Annotated in this window: 19 protein-coding genes and 1 pseudogene; 8 read left to right on the top strand and 12 right to left on the bottom strand. The window is 70.4% G+C overall.

Annotated features, from left to right (window positions below):
* Positions 1 to 212: 212 nt before the first annotated feature.
* Entirely contained in the window at positions 213 to 710 is a 498-nt protein-coding gene (locus AB0I77_RS16190; RefSeq protein ID WP_363283183.1) for a DUF6082 family protein, read from the top strand.
* 140 nt (positions 711 to 850) lie between these two features.
* Positions 851 to 1,087: a hypothetical protein gene (locus AB0I77_RS16185; RefSeq protein ID WP_363283181.1), complete on the top strand. Its 237-nt coding sequence runs from the start codon at positions 851 to 853 to the stop codon at positions 1,085 to 1,087.
* A gap of 166 nt (positions 1,088 to 1,253) precedes the next feature.
* Here AB0I77_RS16185 and AB0I77_RS16180 read toward each other — a convergent pair whose 3' ends face one another.
* A complete protein-coding gene (locus AB0I77_RS16180) occupies positions 1,254 to 2,420 on the bottom strand; it encodes a citrate synthase/methylcitrate synthase (RefSeq protein WP_363283180.1) in 1,167 nt (388 codons plus the stop codon).
* 124 nt (positions 2,421 to 2,544) lie between these two features.
* Between AB0I77_RS16180 and AB0I77_RS16175 the strand changes: the two genes are divergently transcribed.
* From AB0I77_RS16175 to AB0I77_RS16155, 5 genes and pseudogenes are all read left to right on the top strand, one after another.
* Entirely contained in the window at positions 2,545 to 3,801 is a 1,257-nt protein-coding gene (locus AB0I77_RS16175; protein ID WP_363283178.1) for a citrate synthase, read from the top strand.
* A gap of 53 nt (positions 3,802 to 3,854) precedes the next feature.
* The gene (locus AB0I77_RS16170; RefSeq protein WP_363283177.1) at positions 3,855 to 4,799 is read left to right on the top strand and encodes a sucrase ferredoxin; all 945 of its coding nucleotides are present in this window, start codon (positions 3,855 to 3,857) and stop codon (positions 4,797 to 4,799) included.
* 79 nt (positions 4,800 to 4,878) lie between these two features.
* Positions 4,879 to 6,555, top strand: a complete 1,677-nt coding sequence (locus tag AB0I77_RS16165; RefSeq protein WP_363283176.1) for a sensor histidine kinase — start codon at positions 4,879 to 4,881, stop codon at positions 6,553 to 6,555.
* The gene (locus AB0I77_RS16160; protein WP_363283175.1) at positions 6,552 to 7,232 is read left to right on the top strand and encodes a response regulator; all 681 of its coding nucleotides are present in this window, start codon (positions 6,552 to 6,554) and stop codon (positions 7,230 to 7,232) included. Before AB0I77_RS16165 ends, AB0I77_RS16160 begins: the two co-directional genes overlap by 4 nt.
* Positions 7,233 to 7,336: 104 nt before the next feature.
* Positions 7,337 to 7,447: pseudogene (locus tag AB0I77_RS16155) on the top strand (two-component system response regulator); the annotation flags it as partial.
* A gap of 34 nt (positions 7,448 to 7,481) precedes the next feature.
* On the opposite strand, the gene AB0I77_RS16150 reads toward AB0I77_RS16155, so the two are convergent.
* The 6 genes from AB0I77_RS16150 to AB0I77_RS16125 all read right to left on the bottom strand — a co-directional run bounded on the left by AB0I77_RS16150 (position 7,482) and on the right by AB0I77_RS16125 (position 14,586).
* Positions 7,482 to 9,074, bottom strand: a complete 1,593-nt coding sequence (locus AB0I77_RS16150) for a cation acetate symporter (protein ID WP_363283174.1) — start codon at positions 9,072 to 9,074, stop codon at positions 7,482 to 7,484.
* Complete coding sequence (locus tag AB0I77_RS16145; RefSeq protein ID WP_363283173.1) at positions 9,071 to 9,640, bottom strand: DUF485 domain-containing protein; 570 nt, start codon at positions 9,638 to 9,640, stop codon at positions 9,071 to 9,073. Before AB0I77_RS16145 ends, AB0I77_RS16150 begins: the two co-directional genes overlap by 4 nt.
* 60 nt (positions 9,641 to 9,700) lie before the next feature.
* A complete protein-coding gene (locus AB0I77_RS16140) occupies positions 9,701 to 10,390 on the bottom strand; it encodes a response regulator transcription factor (protein WP_363283172.1) in 690 nt (229 codons plus the stop codon).
* Positions 10,387 to 11,538: a histidine kinase gene (locus tag AB0I77_RS16135; protein ID WP_363283171.1), complete on the bottom strand. Its 1,152-nt coding sequence runs from the start codon at positions 11,536 to 11,538 to the stop codon at positions 10,387 to 10,389. Before AB0I77_RS16135 ends, AB0I77_RS16140 begins: the two co-directional genes overlap by 4 nt.
* A complete protein-coding gene (locus AB0I77_RS16130; protein WP_363283170.1) occupies positions 11,535 to 12,059 on the bottom strand; it encodes a DUF1453 domain-containing protein in 525 nt (174 codons plus the stop codon). Before AB0I77_RS16130 ends, AB0I77_RS16135 begins: the two co-directional genes overlap by 4 nt.
* A 403-nt stretch (positions 12,060 to 12,462) precedes the next feature.
* Positions 12,463 to 14,586 carry a DNA topoisomerase IV subunit B gene (locus tag AB0I77_RS16125; RefSeq protein ID WP_363283169.1) on the bottom strand — a complete coding sequence of 708 codons (2,124 nt, stop codon included), beginning with the start codon at positions 14,584 to 14,586 and terminating at the stop codon, positions 12,463 to 12,465.
* A 450-nt stretch (positions 14,587 to 15,036) separates the two neighbouring features.
* Between AB0I77_RS16125 and AB0I77_RS16120 the strand changes: the two genes are divergently transcribed.
* On the top strand, positions 15,037 to 15,267 hold the full coding sequence (locus tag AB0I77_RS16120; RefSeq protein WP_155056247.1) for a hypothetical protein: 231 nt from the start codon (positions 15,037 to 15,039) through the stop codon (positions 15,265 to 15,267).
* A gap of 123 nt (positions 15,268 to 15,390) precedes the next feature.
* Here AB0I77_RS16120 and AB0I77_RS16115 read toward each other — a convergent pair whose 3' ends face one another.
* The 5 genes from AB0I77_RS16115 to AB0I77_RS16095 all read right to left on the bottom strand — a co-directional run bounded on the left by AB0I77_RS16115 (position 15,391) and on the right by AB0I77_RS16095 (position 22,113).
* Positions 15,391 to 16,239, bottom strand: a complete 849-nt coding sequence (locus AB0I77_RS16115) for a serine protease (protein ID WP_363283168.1) — start codon at positions 16,237 to 16,239, stop codon at positions 15,391 to 15,393.
* Positions 16,240 to 16,360: 121 nt separating this feature from the next.
* On the bottom strand, positions 16,361 to 17,899 hold the full coding sequence (locus tag AB0I77_RS16110; RefSeq protein WP_363283167.1) for an RNA polymerase sigma factor: 1,539 nt from the start codon (positions 17,897 to 17,899) through the stop codon (positions 16,361 to 16,363).
* 428 nt (positions 17,900 to 18,327) lie between these two features.
* On the bottom strand, positions 18,328 to 19,215 hold the full coding sequence (locus AB0I77_RS16105) for an FCD domain-containing protein (protein ID WP_363283166.1): 888 nt from the start codon (positions 19,213 to 19,215) through the stop codon (positions 18,328 to 18,330).
* 163 nt (positions 19,216 to 19,378) lie between these two features.
* Positions 19,379 to 21,253: an ATP-binding cassette domain-containing protein gene (locus tag AB0I77_RS16100; RefSeq protein WP_363283165.1), complete on the bottom strand. Its 1,875-nt coding sequence runs from the start codon at positions 21,251 to 21,253 to the stop codon at positions 19,379 to 19,381.
* A gap of 101 nt (positions 21,254 to 21,354) precedes the next feature.
* Complete coding sequence (locus tag AB0I77_RS16095; protein ID WP_363283164.1) at positions 21,355 to 22,113, bottom strand: NUDIX hydrolase; 759 nt, start codon at positions 22,111 to 22,113, stop codon at positions 21,355 to 21,357.
* Positions 22,114 to 22,224: the final 111 nt, after the last annotated feature.

Below are 22,224 nucleotides of genomic sequence, written 5' to 3'. Positions count from 1 at the left end.
CTCGCATCCCTCCGTGCGCCTCCTCTCCGCCTCCCCCGCCGACCAGAGCCGCTCGGCACCCTGGGAGACGGCAAGCGCCGCCCACCGCTCGCCGGTCCCCTTCAGTCGACCCGCACCCGACGACCGGCGGACGGCCGCCTGATTCGGGGGTTGACATGGCAACACGGGATTTTGCAGTACGGGGACTGGGCTCCGTCGCGACGGCGGGCCTGATGCTTGCGACCGCCACCATGACGCTGGCCACGCGTCAGCGGCGGCTCGAAGAGGAACGCCTGCAAGTAAGGCGTATGGAGCTCGAGGAGCTGGCCTCCCGGCGCAAGGCTCTGGCGCACCAGCAGCGTATGCACTGGGAGTTGCTGGCCAAGGCGATCGACGACCCGTCCCTCGCCGAGGTGATCGACACCTACGACAAGAGCATCCCGGCCGCGAAGCGGAGGCAGTACTTCTACGCCAACGCCTGGTACGTCAATCTGTACCACCTCTACCGCTCCGGGATCCTGGACCAGGAGGAGCTGTACGGACACCTGCGCGAGCTCTTCCAAAGCCCCCTCCTGCGGGAGTACTGGGAGGCCTCGAAGGGCCAACGCGCCACGCTGAAGGGGTCGTCGGACGAGGCCAGGATCGGGCGCATGGTGGACGGCCTCATCAAGGACCTGGACGAGGCGGACACGGACGAGTGGTGGGTGGTGGGCCACCCACCGACGGCGTGATCACTGCGGTCGGTCAACGTCCCCCCTCTCGGTACGACACGAGCAGGGCGTCTTTTTCCCGTGTGGGCGTGTAGGCACCACGAACCCCAGTAATCTGCTGCCACCACTGTGACCACACCCATCGCTAAGGACCGGTACCCTTGAAAATCGTGCGCCGCATCGGTGTGCCTCCGAGTGCCCGTGGCAGTGCCTCAGGAGCCAACTGCCCGGACCTGTTCGAGCTGAGCGACGGCAATTTCGCCGTCATCGGCACCGAGGCCACCGAGGCGCTGGAGCGTGAACTCCCCGCCGATGCCGCCCGCGCCGACTACGAGCGCATCGTCATCGTCAGCCGGGAGACCCTCATTCGCGCCAAGGCGGACATCCCCGACGCCTGACCCCCCAGCGAACGCGTCCACCCCAGACTCGTCCCGTAAAGCTTCCCCGGCCGCACAGAACCGCTGAGCGGCCCGGGCACCTAACCGGCGAGCAGTTCGTCACCCGTCCCTGCTCGATCACCACCGATGAGGCCTGGCGCCAGAACGGCACCAGGCCACACGTGTGTCAGGCGGCCTCCGGCACCTTGACCGGCGCCCCCGGCCCCACATACCGCGCCACCGGCCTGATGATCTTCGAGTCGGCCGCCTGCTCCAGGATGTTGGCGCTCCAGCCCACCACACGCGCCGCCGCGAACGTCGGCGTGAACATCTCGCGCGGCAGCCCGCACAGCTCCATCACGACGCCGGCATAGAACTCGACGTTGGTGTGGAGTTCCCGGCCCGGCTTCAGTTCGGCGAGGATCCGCTCGACATGACGCTCGACCTCGACGGCGAAGTCGACACGCGGGCCGCCGAACCGCTGGGCGATCTCGCGGAGCATCCGCGAACGGGGGTCCTCCGTGCGGTAGATCGCGTGGCCGAAGCCCATGATGCGCTCGCCGGCCAGGACACGCTCACGAATCCAGGAGTCGATGCGGTCGGGCGTGCCGATCGCGTCCAAGGTGTCCAGCGCGCGACTGGGCGCACCGCCGTGCAGCGGCCCGGACAGTGCCCCCGCCGCTCCCACGAGGCACGCCGCCACGTCCGCGCCCGTCGACGCGATGACCCGGGCCGTGAAGGTTGACGCATTGAAGCCGTGATCAATGGTTGAGATCAAGTACTGCTCGACGGCCCGGGCCCGCTGCGGCTCCGGCTGCGAACCCGTCAGCATGTAGAGGTAGTTGGCCGCGTACGAGAGGTCCTCGCGCGGCTCCACGGGATCGAGCCCCTTGCCCAGCCGATGCAGTGCGGTGAGCAGCGTCGGTACGGCCGCGACCGCGACGAGGGTGTCCTGGCGGCGCCGGTCCGCGTCGAGGTCGTACACCGGGCAGAAGCCCTTCGCCGCACCGAGCAGCGACAGCGCGGTGCGCATCCCGGCGAGCGGGCCGGAACCGGCGCCGGCCGCGGCGACCGCGGGCAGGGCGGCCCGCACCTCGGCGGGCAGCCGACGCAGCTCGGCGGTCTCGGCGGCGAAGGCGGCGGCGCGTTCCGCGTTCGGCAGTTCGCCGTGGACCAGGAGATGCCAGACGTCCTCGAATCCGCGGGTCCGCGCGAGGTCGACGGCCGAGTACTGGCGATAGTGGTAGAAGCCCTCGACTCCCCGGACGTCGCCGATCTCGGTGTCGGTGACGACGACTCCCGCGAGTCCTCGCGGTACGTCGACGAGAGTGCCTGCGGACCTGTTGACGGACATGATTCCTCCCTGGACTTGATTTGACTGTCCATGATTGACTAAATCATTGTCAATATTGATTGAGTCAACACAACGAATCAATGCGGCAAATCAATAGGCCGAGCTGCGGATACGGTGACTTCTTATGCGCGATCAAGAACCCCTCCCCGGTCCCGCCGGGCAACGGCTGAGCACCAAGGAGGCCGCCGAGCTGCTGGGCGTGAAGCCCGAGACCGTGTACGCCTATGTGAGCCGCGGTCAGCTGAGCAGCCGACGCGTGCCCGGCGGCCGGGGCAGCACCTTCGACGCCAAGGAGGTCGAGGCGCTCGGCCGACGCAACCGGCGGGAGAGCGGCGGGAATTCGGGGTCCGGCGGCGAGCTCTCCGTACGGACCCGCATCACGCTCATCGACACGGACCGGTACTACTTCCGGGGCGTCGACGCGACCGAGCTGGCCGCGCGCCACTCCTACGAAGAGGTCGCCGAGTGGCTGTGGACCGGGGCGTTGCGCCCCGGCGCCACTTTCACAGCGCCCGAGTCCGTCGTCACCGTCGCCCGCCGCGCCGTCGACGCCCTGCCCGAACACACCGCTCCCGCCGACCGGTTGCGGGTCGCGGCCATCGCCGCCTCGGCCGCGGACCCGCTGCGCTTCGATTTGTCCGAGGAGGCCGTGCTCGGCACCGCGCGGCTCCTGATCCCCACCCTGGTCGCCGCCCTGCCGCCGGCCCGGTACGACCACCGCGACGGCGGCCCGCTGGCCCACCGGCTGTGGACGCGGCTCAGCGGGCGGGACGCGGACGATGCGTCCCTGCGTGCCCTGGACATGGCGCTCGCCCTGCTCGCCGACCACGACCTCGCCGCCTCGACCCTCGCCGTGCGCGTCGCCGCGTCGGCCCGGGCGCACGCCTACGCCGCCGTCTCCGCGGGGCTCGGCGTGATCGAGGGCCCGCTGCACGGCGCGGCCAGCGGGCTCGCGCACAAGATGCTGCTCGACGTGCTCGACCAGGACAGCGCCGCCCCCGTGATCGCGGACGAACTGCGGGCCGGCCGCCGTATCCCGGGGCTCGGCCACCGGCTCTACCCCGGCGAGGACCCACGCGCGCGTGCCCTCTTCGACCTCCTGGAGGAGATCCCCAAGGCCGCGCCGGCCCTCGCCGCGGCCCGCGACATCGTGGACACCACGGCCCGCCACGCCCCGCTGCACGCCAACGTCGACCTTGCCCTGGCCGTACTCACCGCCTCCTGCGGCATGCCCGCCACGGCAGGCGAGACCGTCTTCGCCGTGGCCCGTACGGCCGGCTGGATCGCCCATGCCCTGGAGGAGTACGGGGAGCGCCCCCTGCGCATGCGCCCGAGCGGTCACTACGTGGGCCCGAGGCCGCCCCAGCCCCTGCCGGAGTAGGACGAACGCCCCGCCGGAGGTCACCTGGTTCAAGTCAGGTTAGGCTCACCTCTGTGAGTACGTGCTCAACCGTCTCGGGGTACCTCGACGAGCCCATTTCCGGTACCGCGGCCACGGCGACGACCTGGCTGCTGCTGGAACAGCCCGGTCCCTGGGGTGCCAAGGCGCTCACTTCGAGCCACCTGGACCCCGTGCTGGGCCGCGCCCTGGAGGCGGCCGCGAAGGGCACGGGCGTACGCGTCGCGCTCATCCGCCGCCCCGGGCGGCACGCCGACAGCGGCACGCCCGCCGTGCGACAGGTGTACGCGGCCCACACCGTCCCCGGGAACGCCTGGCTGCGCACCGCCACAACCTGCGATCCGCACCGGCTGCTCGACCTCGACCTCGCCGCGCTCGGCCGTGGCGACCACAACACCTTCGACTCAGCACTCGACGGGCGGCCCCACGCCGGCGACCCGCTCGCGCTCGTGTGCACCAACGGCAAGCGCGACCGTTGCTGCGCCCTTCTCGGCCGCCCCCTCGCGGCCGAGCTCGCCGCCTCCGGCGTCGGGGGTATCTGGGAGGTCACCCATCTGGGCGGTCATCGCTTCTCGCCGACGCTGCTCGTCCTGCCGTACGGATACGCCTACGGCCGGGCCGAGGCCCATGCCGTCAAGGAGATCCTGCACAGCGTCCGGGACGGGCGGATCGTCGTGGAGGGGTGCCGCGGGAACTCTGCCTGGGAACGGCCCGGTCAGGCGGCCGAGCTGGCCGTGCGCACGGCCGCCGGCGAGTACGCGGCGGACGCGCTGGCCGTCGTCCGCACGCAGGGCGCTCCGCCGCGCTGGGAGGTGACCGTCGCCCACACCGACGGACGCCGCTGGCGGGTCGTGGTGGCCCAGGGCGACTCCGTGCCGCCCCGCCCGGAGAGCTGCGGGGTGTCGGTACTCGGCTCTCCCGCGCGGATGGACGTGGTGGAGGTGCGCGAGCTGCCGACCACCACGGCGCTCGCGAGCTGACCGAGCCCCGAGGGTTGATCAAGAGATCCACACGACACCCTCTGCGGCAGTTCGGGCGCGTCCACGTACCGTCTTGGGTATGAGCCCCACTCCCCCCGCCCGCCGCCTGCGCCTCGGACTGCCGCGGCGCATGTTCTCGCAGGTGCTGCTGATGCAGCTGGCGATCGCCGCGGGAGTCGCGGTGCTCGCTACCGGACTGTTCCTGGCACCCCTCAGTGACCAGCTGGACGACCAGGCGATGCGCCGCGCGCTCGCGATCGCGCAGACCACGGCCGCCGAGCCGCGGATCGCCGAAGAGGTCAAGAACACGCCTCCGACGGCCGACGGGCCCGTGCAGAAGGCGGCGGAGCGGATCCGCCAGGCCACCAAGGCCGAGTACATCGTGGTGATGGACTGGCGAGGCGTGCGCTGGTCGCACCCGACTCCGGGGGAGCTCGGCAGGACCGTCTCGACCAACCCCGGCCAGGCCCTGGCCGGCAAAGAGGTCATGGAGATCGACAGCGGCACCCTGGGCCGCTCCGCGCGCGGGAAGGTGCCGCTGCGCGACAGCCAGGGCGACATCGTCGGCGCGGTCTCGGTCGGCATCGCCTACGACAGCGTGCGGGCGCGGCTGATCCACGCGATCCCGGGACTGTTCGCGTACGCCGGCGGCGCCCTGGCCGTCGGCGCGCTGGCCGCCTGGCTGATCTCCCGTCGGGTCCAGCGGCAGACCCGGGATCTGGCCTTCTCGGACATCTCGGGGCTGCTCGCGGAGCGCGAGGCCATGCTGCACGGCATCCGGGAGGGAGTCGTCGCCCTGGACCGCACCGGCCGCGTCCGCCTGCTCAACGACGAGGCGCAGCGACTGCTCGGCATCGGGGAGGAGTCCGTCGGCCACTCCCCCGACGAGGCGCTCGGCGAGGGCCGTACGGCCGACGTCCTGGCGGGCCGGGTGACGGGCACCGATCTGCTCACCGTGCGCGGCCAGCGGGTGCTCGTCGCCAACCGCATGCCCACCGACGACGGCGGCGCCGTCGCCACCCTGCGCGACCGCACCGAGCTGGAACAGCTCGGCCGGGAGCTCGACTCCACGCACGGCCTGATCGACGCCCTGCGGGCCCAGGACCACGAGCACGCCAACCGTATGCACACGCTCCTCGGGCTGCTGGAGCTGGAGATGTTCGACGATGCCGTGGAGTTCGTCGGAGAGGTCGTCGGCGACCACCGCGCCACCGCGGAACAGGTCACCGAGAAGATCCAGGACCCGCTGATCGCCGCGCTGCTGGTCGGCAAGGCGACCGTCGCGGCCGAGCGCGGAGTCGCGCTGTGGGTCTCGGACCGGACCCGGCTGCCGGACCGGCTGGTCGACCCCAGCGGGCTCGTCACGATCCTCGGCAACCTGGTCGACAACGCGTTGGACGCCGTCGCGGGCACACCGCACGCGCGCGTGGAGGTCGAACTGCGCACGGAGGGGCGAACCGCCGTCCTCAGGGTGCGGGACACCGGACCCGGAATCCCGGTGGAGCACCGCGAACTGGTCTTCACCGAGGGATGGTCCACGAAGAAGCCGCCGGCGCACCGCGAGCGCGGGATCGGGCTCTCCCTCGTGCGCAGGCTCGCCGAGCGGCAGGGCGGCAGCGCGACGGTCGGCGAGGCGGGCGGCGGAGGCGCGGAGTTCACCGTCGTCCTGCCGGACGCACTCGCCCTGCCGGAACCGGAACCCGCCCTCACCGCGCCGCAGGCCCAGCGGTCCGCCACCGAGGAGAAGGCGCGATGATCGAGGTCCTGGTCGTGGACGACGACACCCGGGTCGCGCGGATCAACGCCGCCTATGTCGAGAAGGTCCCGGGCTTCCATGTGGCCGGCGAGGCGCACAGCGCGGCTCAGGCGTTGCTCCGGCTGGAGGCGCTGCCCCACGTGGATCTGGTCCTCATGGATCACTATCTGCCCGACGAGACCGGGCTCACGGTCGTCCAGGAGATGCGCCGCCGCGGCCACCAGACCGACGTGATCATGGTGACGGCGGCGCGAGACGTCTCGACCGTACAGGCGGCGATGCGGCAGGGCGCGCTTCAGTACCTGGTCAAACCGTTCGCCTTCGCGGGCCTGCGCGCCAAGCTGGAGGCGTACGCGCAGCTGCGCCTCACCCTCGACGGCGGCGGCGAGGCGGAACAGGCCGAGGTGGACCGCATCTTCGGCGCCCTGTCGACGACGTCGGAGCCCTCACTTCCCAAAGGGCACTCCCCCACCACGGCGGAGCTCGTACGCCGGTCCCTGATGAACGCCGAAGGCCCCCTGTCGGCGCAGGAGATCGCCGAGCGGACCGGGGTGAGCCGCCAGACCGCCCAGCGCTACCTCAAGCTCCTGGAGCGCACGGGACGAGCCAGGCTCACCCTCAAGTACGGCGACGCGGGCCGCCCGGAACACCGTTATGTGTGGGCGACCCGCGCCTGAAGGGCACGGCCATGGGGGCGGGGGAAGGAACCGTGCCCGCCTTACATACGGATGCCGGCCGTCTGGATATCAGCCCGCGGCCTTCTTCACGAACTCGGTCGTGCAGGACGGTCCTCGAACTCGTCCACCGCATGCGGGAACAGCGCCATGGCGCCGGCGTCATCATGATCACGGCGGCCGGCGACGTCACGACGACTCAGGCCGCGATGCGCCTGAGAACGGTGCCGTACGGCGCTGAAGGCGCCGCCCCTACACAGCCCCCGCCCCCGTCAGCGACCGCACCTCGGTCTCCGCGTGCTTGGCCTCGTCGGGCAGCTCCGCAGAGGTGACCGTGCCGAGCCAGCCCGCGAGGAAGCCCAGGGGGATCGAGACGAGGCCGGGGTTCTGCAGCGGGAAGTACTGGAAGTCGACGCCGGGGAACAGTGATGCGGGGCTGCCTGACACCACCGGAGACAGCACCACGAGCACCAAGGCCGGGACCAGCCCGCCGTACACGGCCCATACGGCCCCGCGGGTGGTGAAGCCGCGCCAGAACAGCGAGTAGAGCAGCACCGGCAGATTGGCGGACGCGGCGACAGCAAAGGCGAGGCCCACCAGGAAGGCGACGTTGAGATCGCGGGCGAGCAGACCGAGGGCGATGGCCACCACCCCGATGCCGACTGCGGCGGCCCGCGCCACGGCGACCTCGCTGCGCGGCTTGGCATGCCGGCACCGCAGTGAGGCGTACAGGTCGTGGGCGACGGACGCGGAGGAGGCGAGCGTGATCCCGGCGACCACGGCGAGGATCGTGGCGAAGGCGACGGCGGCGACGATCGCGAAGAGAACCGTTCCTCCGGTGGAATCCGCGCCACCGCCCAGGTCGAGTGCCAGCAGCGGAACCGCCGTGTTCCCGGCCGCGTTGGATCCCCGTACCGCCTCCGGCCCCACGATCGCAGCCGCGCCGAACCCGAGGACGATCGTCATCAGGTAGAAGCCTCCGATGAGCCCGATCGACCAGACGACCGAGCGCCGGGCCGCCTGCGCGGTGGGTACGGTGTAGAAGCGGGACAGGATGTGCGGCAGCCCGGCCGTGCCCAGGACCAGCGCGAGTCCCAGGCTGATGAAGTCGAACCGGGCCGTCCAGTCACCGCCGTACTTCAGACCGGGCGCCAGGAACGCGTCGCCGTGACCGCTGCGTTCCGCCGCCATGACCAGCAGTCGGTCGAAGTCGCCGTGGAAGCGCACCAGGACGAGCACGGTCAGCGCGATGGTGCCGCTGAGCAGCAGGACCGCCTTGACGATCTGAATCCAGGTGGTGGCCCGCATCCCTCCCAACGACACATAGGTCACCATGAGCGCGCCGACCCCGATGACCGTCCAAGCCTGTGCCGCTGCGCTGGTGCCTCCGAGCAGCAGGGCGACCAGGCTGCCCGCGCCCACCATTTGCGCCACCAGATACAGAACGGACACGGTGACCGAGGAAGTTCCCGCCGCGATGCGCACGGGCCGCTCGCTCATCCGCGCCGCGACCACGTCGGCGAGCGTGAAGCGCCCACAGTTGCGCACCAGTTCGGCGACCAGGAACAGCACCACGAGCCAGGCCACGAGGAAGCCCACCGAATACAGCAGCCCGTCATAGCCGTAGAGCGCGATGAGACCCGAGATGCCGAGGAAGGAGGCGGCCGACATGTAGTCACCCGCGATGGCAAAACCATTCTCCATCGGAGAGAAGAGCCGCCCGCCCGCGTAGAACTCCTCCGGCGAACCGTGCCGATGCCGGCTCACCCACGTCGTGATCCCCAGCGTGACGGCGACGAACGCGCTGAACAGCAGCAACGCCAGCGTCTGATGGTTGCCCGTCACGACGCACCGCCGCGCAGGCCGCGCGTCAGTTCCTGCGTGTCCCATCGCACTTCGAGCGCGGCCCGGTCCCTGCGCAGCCTCGCGTGCCTGGCGTATGCCCAGGTGAGCAGGAAGGTCGTGAGGAACTGTCCGAGGCCCGCCAGCATCGCCACGTTCACGGCGCCCGCCACAGGTCGTGCCATCAGCTCGGGGGCGGTTGTGGCGGTCACGACGTAGGCCAGGTACCAGACGAAGAACCCGGCGACCGCCGGCACCACGAACCTCCGGTACCGGCTGCGCACCTCCTGGAAGGCCGCGCTGCGCTGCACCTCCAGATACACGTCGGCCGCGGCGCCGGCCGGGGCCTCACGTTCCGGGAGCGGGACGCAAACCGCCGCATCCGCGGGCACGGGTGCGCCAACACCGTCCGACTCGCCCCAGCCGGAGGCAAGCGCGTCATACCAGGGGTCGTCGTACCTCACGCCCCCGGACGCCTCGACGGGAACCGGATCATGTCTGCCGTGATCGACGAACGAACTCTCGGCACTACCCCCACCTCGGCGGGGACGACCGTTGCTTGGCTGCATGCCCAAGGATGGACAGAACGGGAAGATCCCCGACTCTTCTTCCCTCCGCTCTTCACCCCATCAGGTGACTCCTCCCGTCGGCGGCCGCACAAGCCCCTTCGCATACGCGTAACGCACCGCCTGCGCACGGTCCCTGAGCCCCGTCTTGGCGAAGAGGTTGTTGATGTGGGTCTTCACGGTCGCCGTGGAGACGTGCAGCCTGCGGGCGATCTCCTGGTTGCTGAGGCCTTCGGCGATGAGGGCCAGCACTTCGGTCTCCCGCGCGGTGAGCCCGTCCGGCGACTCGGCGGGCGCCGCCGGCGGCTCGGGGTCCGCCAGCCGCTCCAGCAGCCGCCGTTGGATGCTCGGTGACAGCCCCGCGTCCCCGGACAGCACGCTCCGCACGGCCCGCACGATCTCGTCACCTCCCGCGTCCTTGGTGAGATAGCCGCGCGCCCCGGCTTTCAGCGCCGGGAACAACGACTCGTCGTCCGCGTACGTCGTCAGCACCACGACCTGCGTCCCGGGGTGCTCCGCCCGGATGCGCCGGGTCGCCTCCACCCCGTCGCAGCGGGGCATGCGCAGGTCCATCAGCACCACATCCGGGGCGAGTTCGGCGGCGAGCTTCACCGCCTCGTCCCCGTCCCTCGCGCTGCCGACGACCTCGATCCCGGGCAGCAAACCCAGCAACATCACGATGCCCTCGCGAACCACGGTCTGGTCGTCCGCGACCACCACACGCGCGGGCTTGGGCTCCGCCTCCTGCGTCATACGGGCACCTTCAGCATCACCACGAACCCCTCCTCGTCCGGCCCGGCCTCCAGCGAACCGCCCAGTAGCTCGGCACGCTCCCGCATGCCCAGAAGACCGTATCCGGCCCCGGACCCGGTGAGTTCGCCCGGTGAACCACCCGAGTCCCGCACGACCAGCGTCACTTGGTGATCGCCGTACTCCAGTCCCACCCGGACTTTGGCCCCCGGAGCATGCTTGCGGACGTTCGTCAGGGCCTCCTGGGCGACACGGCGCACGGCCTGGGACGCCTCCGCCGGCAGCGGTCTCCTCTCACCCGTAATGGTGGCCTTGGCACCGTCGGCCGTGCTGACCAGCTGGGTCAGGAAGTCCTCCAGGGGGGTCAGCTCCCCGCGCAGCGCCGACAGCGCCTGCCGCGTCTCGGTGAGACCGTCGCGGGCCATTCCCCGTGCCGCCACCACCCGCTCGAGGATCTGCTCCCGCTCTGCGCCCCGCTCGATCAGCAGCCGGGCCGCCTCCAGGTGTACGAGCTGCGCCGAGAGACTGTGGGCCAGCACGTCGTGGATCTCCCGTGCGATGCGGGCCCGCTCCGTGAGCGCCGCCGACTCCGCCTCGGCCGCCCGCGCGGCCCGCTCCTGGGCGAGCAGCCGCTGGGCATGGCCGCGGGCCTCGGCGTCCAGCCGCAGGACATAGCCGGCGAGCGCGAGGCCGGCCGTCGTGGCCGCGGTGGTCAGCCATGCGTCGTCGTTGACAGCGGCGTACGACGTAAGGGCGACCGAGGCCACCGGCAGGGCGGCCACGACGGGCAGCCGTTCCAAGGCGGTGACCGCGCACCCGCACCAGATGACGAGGGCGGGAACTCTGAAGCCGGTGGCCTGGGCGGCGACCGCGATCCCCAGAAGCACGGTGAGCAGCGCCAGGGACGGCCCGAGCCGGTGCGCGAGGGTGGTGCGATACAGGGCCCAGGCGACGAACCCGGCCAGCAGGACACCGGCCGCCGCCCCTAGCGCACCCCACCCGTGCACGCGACTGCCGGTGACGGCACCCCACAGGAGCATGCCGAGCACCACCGCCCGCACCACCCACCCGATCAGACGCCGGGCACTCGAGGTCTCCGTGCGCCTGAGTGCCTCCCGGGAGGGCCAGCGTGTCCAGGCGTTCTCCGTCACACGCGTTCCTTCCCCGCGGGCCGGGACATGGGGTCACCGTACGCCGTGGTCGGCGCAGCAGCCGGGTGCAGGGACTGAGCCCGCCAGGCGAGGATCCCGGCACGGACCAGCAGCGTGGCCGCCAGGGCGAGCAGCAGGGCGGAAGAGTCCTGGCGCACGCCGAGCGCCGCGCCGAGTGCGAAGAGGCCGACACGCAATCCGATGCCCACGCCCCAGACGGCTCCGCTCGCCTTGGTGCTCCTGCTCCACACCGCGCCGTCCGGCTCCGCCCATATCCGGGTGGTCCAGGCCCAGCCGGCTCCGATGGCAAGCCCTGTGAGCAGCTCGGTGCAGAGCAGGGCGACCGATGCCGTGTGGTGGTGGGCGTCCACGATGTCGGGCTCGCGGAGCGCTACAGCGGCCAGGATCACGGGCATGAGCCACCAGCGCCGGTCGGTGTCGATCCGGCTCGGGCGGAACTGCCGGACGATCACCAGGGCGAGCACGGCTACGATCACCAACGCTTTGACGAGCCCGGGCATCAGAGCCTCCGTAGCGAAGAAGGACGATGCCGACAGCGAGCGCTGCCGACGCCTTCGACGCTACGGAAATCCACAGGTCGGCAGATCGGAGCCGGGGTGGATCATGGGTGGATCCCCGAACGCCGAGGGGCTCCACCCACGGGTGGAGACACCCCGGGCGGCCCGGCGATCCGACCACTGGCGATCCGCCCCCGGCGATCCGACCTGTACTCATCGACCGTCGGCTGCGCACGGGTTCGGCCGGTACTTCCAGACCGTCGGCTGCACACTGGTCGGCCGGTACTCCCCGACCAGCGGATCGAACCGCGCCCTCCCTCTCGCCGCGGCTCGATCCCTCTCGTCCACCTGGCTCCGACCTGACTTCGATCACCCCGCCGACACCGGCCCGGGCCGGGCGCAGCGGTTAGGCGTCGATGCGCGACCGGTCCAGCGTCGCCGCCGAGCCGGAGATGAACTCCTTGCGCGGCGCCACGTCATTGCCCATCAGCAGATCGAAGACCTGCTCGGCGGCCTCCAGGTCGGACAGGTTGACCCGGCGCAGGGTGCGGTGACGCGGGTCCATGGTCGTCTCGGCCAGCTGGTCGGCGTCCATCTCGCCGAGGCCCTTGTACCGCTGGATGGAATCCTTGTACCGAATCCCCTTGCTCTGGAACTCCAGGAGCTTTTCGCGCAGCTCACGGTCCGAGTACGTGTAGACGTACTTGTCCTGGCCCTTCTTCGGCTGGATCAGCTCGACGCGGTGCAGCGGCGGCACCGCGGCGAACACCCGGCCCGCCTCGACCATGGGCCGCATGTAGCGCTGGAACAGCGTCAGGAGCAGGCACCGGATGTGCGAGCCGTCCACATCGGCGTCGGTCATCATGATGATCTTGCCGTAGCGCGCCGCGTCGATGTCGAAGGTACGGCCGGATCCCGCTCCTATGACCTGGATGATCGCACCGCACTCGACGTTCTTCAGCATGTCCGTGACGGACGACTTCTGGACGTTGAGGATCTTGCCGCGGATCGGCAGCAACGCCTGGAACTCGGAGTTCCGCGCGAGCTTCGCCGTGCCGAGCGCGGAATCGCCCTCGACGATGAACAGCTCGCTGCGGTCCACGTCGTCGCTGCGGCAGTCTGCGAGCTTGGCCGGCAGCGACGAGGACTCCAGGGCCGTCTTCCGGCGCTGGGCGTCCTTGTGCTGCCGGGCCGCGATGCGTGTCCGGGCGGCGGCGACGGCCTTCTCCATGACCACCCGGGCCTGGGCTGCGGCATCCCGCTTGGTGGAGGTGAGGAACGCCTTGAGCTCCTTGGAGATCACGGTGCTCACGATGCGGCGGGCCGCCGAGGTGCCGAGAATCTCCTTGGTCTGGCCCTCGAACTGCGGCTCGGCGAGACGGACGGTGACGACCGCGGTGAGACCCTCCAGGGCGTCGTCCTTGACGATGTCGTCCTCGGCGACGCGCAGGAGCTTCTTCGCGCGCAGCACCTCGTTCATCGTCTTGGCGACGGCCTGCTCGAAGCCCGCGACGTGGGTGCCGCCCTTGGGCGTGGCGATGATGTTGACGAACGACTTGAGGTTCGTGTCGTAGCCGGTGCCCCAGCGCATCGCGACATCCACGCCGAGCTCACGGGTGACCTCTGTGGGCGTCATCTGGCCGTGGTCGTCCAGGACCGGGACGGTCTCCTTGAAGCTGCCCTGGCCGGAGAGGCGGAGGACGTCGCAGACCGGCTTGTCGCTCGCCAGGTACTCGCAGAACTCGCTGATCCCGCCGTCGAAGCGGAAGGACTCCTCGCCCTTGCTGCCGCCCTCGCCGAGGCCGTATTCGTCGCGGACGACGATGGTCAGGCCGGGGACCAGGAACGCGGTCTGCCGAGCGCGCTGGTGCAGGTTGTCCAGGGAGAGCTTGGCGTCCTTGAGGAAGATCTGTCGATCGGCCCAGTACCGCACGCGCGTGCCGGTGCGGGTCTTGGGGATCCTCTTGGCCTTACGCAGGCCGCTGGCGGCCTCGAACTTGGCTTCGGCACCCACCGTGGCGAAGGCTCCGGGAGTGCCGCGCCGGAAGCTGATGGCGTGAGTGTGCCCGCCGCGGTCCACCTCGATGTCCAGCCGGGCGGACAGGGCGTTCACCACCGAGGCGCCCACGCCGTGCAGACCGCCGGAGGCCGCGTACGAGCCGCCCCCGAACTTGCCGCCGGCGTGCAGCTTGGTCATGACGACCTCGACACCGGAGAGGCCGGTCTTGGGCTCGACATCGACCGGGATGCCGCGGCCGTTGTCCCGGACCTCGACCGAGCCGTCGTCGTGGAGAATCACCTCGATGTGGTCGCAGTAGCCGCCCAGGGCCTCATCGACGGAGTTGTCGATGATCTCCCACAGGCAGTGCATCAGACCGCGGCTGTCGGTCGACCCGATGTACATACCAGGGCGCTTGCGCACGGCTTCAAGCCCCTCAAGGACGAGCAGGTGCCGCGCGGTGTAGTTGGAACCGTCCCGGTCTGCTCCTGCCAGCAGCGCTGTGGACGGCACGGACGTCTCGGCGGTCACGCGGTTCGCTCCTCGCTGAATTTCAGGTGGGGCCCTTCTGGGTAAGGGCACGGCTTCGGTAGCCGCTCAGAGGGTACCGAGGCCTGGTAGAGCCGTTGTAACGCCACCCTCGTCTGAAGCTCACACTAGTCCAGGGTCGCATGCATGTTCGATCCCTCGATTGAGTGAAGTACATATCACGTTCCCTTCCAGGCATGAACCATTTAGGCTCCGGGCACGTCCTCATGAACAACCGGCAACCCAGCCGGGAGGATCTGACAGACCTGACAATGACCGACAGCGCGAACCCGTAAGACACATAGACACGCAATACGGCACATTCGCCGCCAACCGGCAGCAGACAGCCGCCCGGAGAGATTTTTTCCAGGAAAAGCCACGAGCGGGAACGTTTTCGGGCTGGTTGGATGTTGACCCTGGTACGACAGCTCGTCGAGCTAGAGAAGAGGCGACGTGACTACTGTTCTGACCCCCGCGAGCCCGCTGACGGCCGCCGATCGCTGCGACCGCTGCGGCGCCCAGGCATACCTGCGCGTCGTCCTGCTGAGCGGCGGAGAACTGCTCTTCTGCGCCCACCACGGCCGCAAGTTCGAGCCGGAACTCAAGAAGATCGCCGCTGAGATACAGGACGAGACGGAGCGGTTGACGGCCGCCCCGGCGTCCGCCTCCGAAGAAGAGCGCTGACACCTCGCATCCACGACGAGCCAGCTCCGGCACAGGCCGGTTTTACGGGCGGCTGCTCCTGCCCTCAGGAGCAGCCGCCCGTGCTTGTGCCCGATCGGAGCCCTCAGCGGCTGCCAGGCGCCCTCATACGCCCCCCTGCCCCGGTCCGTCCCAGTCCAGCGCTCGCATGACGTCGGACACACGCGTGTAGACGCCAGGGCTGCCCGCGCGACCACAGCCGCTCCCCCAGGACACGAGCCCGATCAGCTTCCCGCGGGCGACCAGCGGCCCCCCGCTGTCCCCCTGGCAGGCATCGCGGCCCCCCTCCTCGTCCCCGGCACACACCATGATGTCGGCGAGATACATGCCGTCGGCACTGCCCGGATAAGCCTCCTCGCAGAGCGCGTCGGGCAGCACCCGCACGTGTGCCGCCCGCAGAGCGTGCTCGTAGTCGCCGCCGCCCGTGGCATCACCCCAGCCGTACACCACGGCACCCGTCCCCGGTTCGTACGCCGGATCGCCGGCAGCCGCCATGGCGATGACCGAACCCTGCGGCAAGGGCTCGGCGAGGGTGAGCACGGCGAAGTCCCCGGAGTTGCTCACGCCGTCGTAACCCGGGTTCACCCAGGTGTCGCGTACCGGGACTTCCTGGCCCTGGTCGGAGAAGAGGTCCGTACGTCCCGCGATGACCTTGAAATCGGGAACGCTGTCCGGGGGCGTGCCCAGCACCTCCTCGGCCACGCAGTGGGCCGCGGTGAGCACGGTGGAGCGGCCGACCGCCACACCGCCGCAGAACTGCCCCGCACGCGTACCCCCGAACCGGTCACGGCTGGACAGCGCCACCGTCCACGGGCTCTCGGACACGTCGACCGGGAAACCGCCTACGACGATGCTGTCGGCGCCCACGGGGGCGGCGGACACCAGCGGTATGGCCGCAGCGGCGGCGGCCAGAATCAGCGGCCGGGCCAGCGCCCGCGCGATGCGACATCGCATGCGTACTCCTCACTCCGGGGTGGTGATCGGACACCCAGAGTCATGCAGAGCATCGCGGCCCGCAGCACGAAGGCCCGGCCCCCTCTCGGGGACCGGGCCTTCGATGCCGTACGACGGTGACCTAGTCGAGGTAGTCGCGCAGCACCTGGGAACGCGACGGGTGGCGCAGCTTCGACATGGTCTTGGACTCGATCTGGCGGATGCGCTCGCGCGTGACGCCGTACACCTTGCCGATCTCGTCGAGGGTCTTCGGCTGACCGTCGGTGAGACCGAAGCGCATGGAGACGACGCCCGCCTCACGCTCGGACAGGGTGTCCAGGACGGAGTGCAGCTGCTCCTGGAGGAGCGTGAAGCTGACCGCGTCAGCCGGAACGACCGCCTCGGAGTCCTCAATGAGGTCACCGAACTCGCTGTCGCCGTCCTCACCGAGCGGAGTGTGCAGCGAGATGGGCTCGCGGCCGTACTTCTGGACCTCGATGACCTTCTCCGGGGTCATGTCGAGTTCCTTGGCCAGCTCCTCCGGGGTGGGCTCGCGGCCCAGGTCCTGGAGCATCTGGCGCTGCACGCGCGCGAGCTTGTTGATGACCTCGACCATGTGCACCGGGATACGGATGGTGCGGGCCTGGTCGGCCATCGCGCGGGTGATCGCCTGACGGATCCACCAGGTGGCGTACGTGGAGAACTTGTAGCCCTTGGTGTAGTCGAACTTCTCGACCGCGCGGATCAGACCGAGGTTGCCCTCCTGGATGAGGTCCAGGAAGAGCATGCCGCGGCCGGTGTAGCGCTTGGCCAGGGAGACCACCAGGCGGAGGTTGGCCTCCAGGAGGTGGTTCTTGGCGCGGCGGCCGTCCTCGGCGATGATCTCCAGCTCGCGCTTGAGCTTCGGGGCCAGCTTGTCGGCGTTGGCCAGCTTGTCCTCGGCGAACAGGCCCGCCTCGATGCGCTTGGCGAGCTCGACCTCCTGCTCGGCGTTGAGGAGGGGAACCTTGCCGATCTGCTTGAGGTAGTCCTTGACCGGGTCGGCGGTGGCGCCGGCCGCGGCGACCTGCTGGGCGGGCGCGTCGTCCTCGTCGTCGTCGGAGAGCACGAAGCCGGCACTCTCGGTGCCCTCGGGCTCCTCGGCGCCGCCCTTGGTCTCCTCGAGGGTCTCGTCCTCCGGGACTTCCGCGTCGTCCTTCTTGGCGGTGGTCTGCTTGGCCGCCGTCTTCTTGGCGACGGTCTTCTTCGGTGCCGCCTTCTTGGCGGTCGCCTTCTTGGCGGCGGCCCTCTTGGCAGTCGCCTCGTCCTCGACGGCGGCCTCGGGGGCGGGTGCCGCCGGAGGGGCGGTGGCGGTGGCGGTGGCCTTCTTGGCGGTCACCGTCTTCGCCGCGACCGTCTTGGTGGCGGTGCGCTTGGCCGGACTCTTCGCTGCGACGCTCTTTCGGGTGCGCTTGGGCTCCGCGGCACTGACCATCAGCGTCACACCCTCTTCCTCGAGGATCTGGTTGAGGCTGCGCAGTACGTTCTTCCACTGAGTGGCCGGAATCTGGTCAGCTTCGAAGGCCCGACGCACGTCGTCGCCGGCGATCTGCCCCTCAGCCTTTCCCCGCTCAATGAGCGCCATGACAGAGACGGACTCGGCGATCTCCGGCGGGAGCGTACGGGATGTGCTGGCCGACACGAACAACCTCTCGGAACGTTGGAAAACGGCTTCCGGCCCCGTCCATGACGGACAGGAGCCGACCACCGGCCTGGGGATGGGCCGACGGCGCGGGCGGGGGCCGGGAAGATGCACAGCGCCTTGAACGGCGTCCGTATTCCCTCCGCGGCTGTCACCTCTTAGGTCATCGCGCTGTCTCCACGAGCGTTACGCCCAATCTGCGTGGCCCGAGTCACACCCCATAAGCGCTCAAAAAATGTCAGACACAGGCATAGAAGGACAATCACCGACCCGACCTGGGCGCCCTGATGGTCCCACCGTCTCATCGCGCCGTCGGACCCCGCAGAATCGCTGAAGATCCTGCGGGGTCCGACGGGAGGCGGTTCGCCGGCCGGGCGATGCCCCAGGAGGGGAGAGGCATACCCGGCCGCGCCGCCCGTGGCGCACGGTCAGTGCTCGCGCGGCGCGGGCACCACGCGCTCCACCTCGGGGTGGACCGTCAGCAGTTGTCGCATGGCCGCCTCGGCCGCCGCGCCGTCGCCGGCGGCGAGGGCGTCGGCGATCCTGCCGTGGTGCGCCACAGACGTCTCGTTCGGTCGGTCACAGCCGGCGATCGGGCCGCCGGAGACCTGAAGGGCGGCCGAGACGATCCCGGAAAGGTGCTCGAGCATGCGGTTGCCGGCGACCTGGATCAGCAGGGAGTGGAACTCGGCGTCGGCGCGGGAGAAGGTGAGCGCGTCGCCCTGCCCCATGGCGTGGCCCATGATCTCGACCATGTCGGCGAGCCGCTGCTGGACCTCCTCGCGCCCGTGGCCCGCGGCGAGGCGAGCGGCGAGCGGCTCGATCGTCCAGCGCAGCTCGCTCAGCTCACGGCGCTGGTCGTCACGCTGTGGCCCGAAGGCCCGCCATTCGATGATGTCCGGGTCGAGGAGGTTCCAGTCACTGACGGGACGCACGCGCGTGCCGACATTCGGGCGGGCGCTGACCAGGCCCTTGGCCTCCAGGACGCGGAGCGATTCCCGGACGACGGTGCGGGAGACCTCGAAACGCTGGCCGATCTCCTCGGGCACCAGCGGACGGTCGGCGCCGAGGTCACCGGAGACGATCATCTGGCCCAGCTGCTGGACGAGTTGGCCGTGCAGTCCGCGGCCGCGGCTTCCGGCGGCACGTCGGCCCACGCGGCCCAGCTCCTGGTCCGCGCCTTCCCAGGATGGGACGGCGACGCGGTCGGCGGTCCGGGCCTCCGCGTAGGGGTAGCGGTCGAGTTCGCCCGGGCCGGCGAGGCCGGAGTCTGCGGAGCGGGCGGCGGTCATCATGGTGTGCGCAAGGGTACTCACGGATCCTTTGTCGGCGTCGTCTCCAACTCCCTTGAGGTCTTTGGTGAAAAGCACACGAAAGGGTGATCGCTCACCCCGTCGCAATTGACGCCTTATCGGAAAGAAATGGGCTTGCCCCGGGGAGTTGCGCGCAGGGCGGCACAGGGAAGGGCGCGGACGGTCGTCATCGGACCCTGCTTCGCAGGGTCGTGAGCAGATATGCGCAGAGCAGAGCGGTGAGCGACAACGTCAGCGCGCTGCCCACGGGTTGGACGATCATGCGCGCGACGGCCGACAGATAGCGCTCTCCGCCGAAGGGCCACTGCAGCAGGAACACCTCCCGCGACCGCGCGGAAAACCCGGCGGCCGTCCGCACGGACGCCCCCTCCCAGGCCTCTTGTACGAGAGGTACGACGAGGACGGGAACGGCCACCACCGCCGCGAGCCCGGCCGTGGTGGACCGGAAGACACCCGCTGCCAGCACACCCGCCCAGGCGCAGCCGACGACGAGTCCGATCCAACTGACGCTCAGCGACCACCAGTCGGGGGGAACTTCCCCGAGCTCCCGTCCGTAGACGAGATAGAGCATTTCGGCGTCGCAGCCCACCGTGAGGACGGCCAGCATCAGCGCGGTGGCCGCCGCCACGGCGAGCTTCGCGGCGAGCAGCCCCAGTCGGCGGGGCACGGTGCCGCGATCCGCCGCCAGGGCGGGGTGGCGGAACTCGTCGCCGAAGGCGAGCGCCCCGAGCAGTCCCGCGCCGAGGGCCGCGGGCGGCAACGGCAGCTCCCGCGGCCAGGCGGCCAGCAGGCGCGGCTGCGGGGTGTGTCCGATACGCGCCAGGAGTACGGCGGTGAGGGCGGAGGTGGCGAGCACGGCTGCGCCGGTGAGGAACCCGGTGCCGATCCCGGCGGCGCGGCGCAGTTCGTAGCGCAGCGGGCGCAGCGGGCTGGGCGCGGAGCGGACGGAAATGGGGGGTGGGAGGGGGGACAGCGGATCGGCGGCCTTGATGGCTTCGACAGAGCGAGCGGTTCCCCGGGCGGGGGTCGGGATCTCCCCCTCGACCGTGCCGGCGGGGAGTCCGGCTTCACCGGTCACGGGAAGCGTGGCGGATCGCTGCGCCGCGGCGTCCGGTTGCGTTCCCTCGGTCACAGGTGCGGCTTCCGAGGGGTGCGAAACCGCCCCTGGTCCCATGTCCCCGATCTCGTCCGCGAGTTGATGGACGAGGACGCCGTGCCGGAAGGCCGTCTCGCCGACGTGGGCGCACGTACTGCCGTACACGGACAGGCGATTACCCTCCTCCCGTACGACCTCTACGGAGCGCTGAGCGGTACGGGCCTCCTTGGTGAGCAGGGCCGCGAGGCGGGCTGCGTGGGGGCTGCGGACGGCGACGCGGGGACGCAGCCTGGTGCGGGCGAAGTCCGCGGCGTCCTGGTCGGCGACGAGTCTGCCCTTGTCCAGAGTGACGACGCGGTCAGCGGTGCGTGCGGCCTCCTTGGGGTCGGCCGTGGTGATCAGGACCGTGCCGCCCTGGGCCGCGTGGGCCCGCAGCATGCCGTGAAGCCAGTGGCATTCGCGGGTGGACAGCCCGTCGGCGGGATCGTCGAGCACGAGGGTGTGAGGATCGGGCAGCAGGGCGCAGGCCAGACCGAGGCGGCGGTCCATGCCGCGCGACAGGGTGCCGAGCCGTTCCTCGCGCAGGCTGACGAGGCCGACCACTTCAAGGACCTCATCGGCACGCCGGACCGGGACGCCCGCCGCGGCGCACAGCATGCGCAGATGGCCACGGATCGTACGGGCGGGATGGCCTGGCACATCACCCAGGAGCACGCCGACTTCCCGCGACGGGTGGGCGATGCGATGCAGGGGGCGACCTCTGAAGCAGGTGAGGCCACGGCCCTGTTGAAGTTCGAGCATCAGCCTGAGCACCGTCGTCTTGCCCGCGCCCGACGCTCCGAGGAGTGCGGTGACATGGCCTGCGCGCGCTTCGAAGGAGACGTCGTCGACAGCGGGCGGAATGTCCTTGCGGGTGTTGCTGGTCAGTCCGAAGGCCTGGATCACTCACAGCAAGATAGCGCGCTATGTCCGGTTTTTCGGGTACCGCAAGGCCCGCAGCGCAACGGGCGAGGACACCTTCGGCCTCCTTCGTCCGTGCTCCGGTGTCACACCTCGGGGCGCAGCATGGGCGGGTTGAGCAGGGTCGCGCCGCCGGCGCGGAAGAGCTGGGCCGGCCGGCCGCCCTGGCGCGTGGTCGTACCGCCGGTGGGAACGAGGAAGCCGGGTGTGCCCGTCACCTTGCGGTGGAAGTTGCGCGGATCGAGCGCCACGCCCCACACCGCCTCGTAGACGCGGCGCAGCTCGCCGACGGTGAACTCGGGCGGGCAGAACGCGGTGGCCAGCGACGAGTACTCGATCTTGGAGCGAGCACGCTCCACGCCGTCTGAGAGGATCTGCGCGTGGTCGAAGGCGAGCGGTGCGACCGGGTCGCCGTCGCGCCCGTAACCGCCCTGCTTGAGCAGCTCCTCGACGGGCGCCCAGCGCGCGTTGCTGGCGTCGCCGCCCGCCCGGGGAGCGGGCAGGTCGGGGGCGAGGGCGAGGTGGGCGACGCTGACCACACGCATCCGGGGATCACGCTTGGGGTCGCCGTAGGTCGCGAGCTGTTCCAGATGGGCGCCGTTGTCCTGAACCGGTACGGATGGGTCGTGGGCGCGCAGTCCGGTCTCCTCAGCCAGCTCGCGCGCCGCCGCCTGCGCCAGATCCTCGTCGGCCCGTACAAAGCCGCCGGGAAGCGCCCAGCGCCCCTGGAACGGCGGCTCGCCCCTGCGCACCGCCAGCGCGCACAGGGCATGGCGGCGCACGGTCAGCACGACCAGGTCCACGGTGACGGCGAAGGGCGGAAAAGCTGACGGGTCGTAGGGCATGCCGCGATCATAGTCGTCTGCCTGACGATAAACACGCCCTTCGTCGGCTGTATCGGCGACTGATCCACTGCCGTCCGACAGGGCTCGCCCTTCGTTCCAGTCGTCGTCCAG

Source organism: Streptomyces sp. NPDC050619 (genome assembly GCF_040654815.1).
Lineage (GTDB): Bacteria > Actinomycetota > Actinomycetes > Streptomycetales > Streptomycetaceae > Streptomyces.
The sequence above is the reverse complement of the archived record's forward strand: the minus strand, read 5'-3'. Positions and strand labels throughout refer to the sequence as shown.

Excerpts from the sequence above, each read along its gene's own strand:
- AB0I77_RS16145 (WP_363283173.1), bottom strand. The coding sequence starts at position 9,640 with ATGCAGCCAAGCAACGGTCGTCCCCGCCGAGGTGGGGGTAGTGCCGAG.
- AB0I77_RS16130 (WP_363283170.1), bottom strand. The coding sequence starts at position 12,059 with ATGCCCGGGCTCGTCAAAGCGTTGGTGATCGTAGCCGTGCTCGCCCTG.
- AB0I77_RS16190 (WP_363283183.1), top strand. The coding sequence starts at position 213 with ATGCTTGCGACCGCCACCATGACGCTGGCCACGCGTCAGCGGCGGCTC.
- AB0I77_RS16160 (WP_363283175.1), top strand. The coding sequence starts at position 6,552 with ATGATCGAGGTCCTGGTCGTGGACGACGACACCCGGGTCGCGCGGATC.
- AB0I77_RS16115 (WP_363283168.1), bottom strand. The coding sequence starts at position 16,239 with ATGCGATGTCGCATCGCGCGGGCGCTGGCCCGGCCGCTGATTCTGGCC.
- AB0I77_RS16165 (WP_363283176.1), top strand. The coding sequence starts at position 4,879 with ATGAGCCCCACTCCCCCCGCCCGCCGCCTGCGCCTCGGACTGCCGCGG.
- AB0I77_RS16140 (WP_363283172.1), bottom strand. The coding sequence starts at position 10,390 with ATGACGCAGGAGGCGGAGCCCAAGCCCGCGCGTGTGGTGGTCGCGGAC.
- AB0I77_RS16180 (WP_363283180.1), bottom strand. The coding sequence starts at position 2,420 with ATGTCCGTCAACAGGTCCGCAGGCACTCTCGTCGACGTACCGCGAGGA.
- AB0I77_RS16095 (WP_363283164.1), bottom strand. The coding sequence starts at position 22,113 with ATGCCCTACGACCCGTCAGCTTTTCCGCCCTTCGCCGTCACCGTGGAC.
- AB0I77_RS16175 (WP_363283178.1), top strand. The coding sequence starts at position 2,545 with ATGCGCGATCAAGAACCCCTCCCCGGTCCCGCCGGGCAACGGCTGAGC.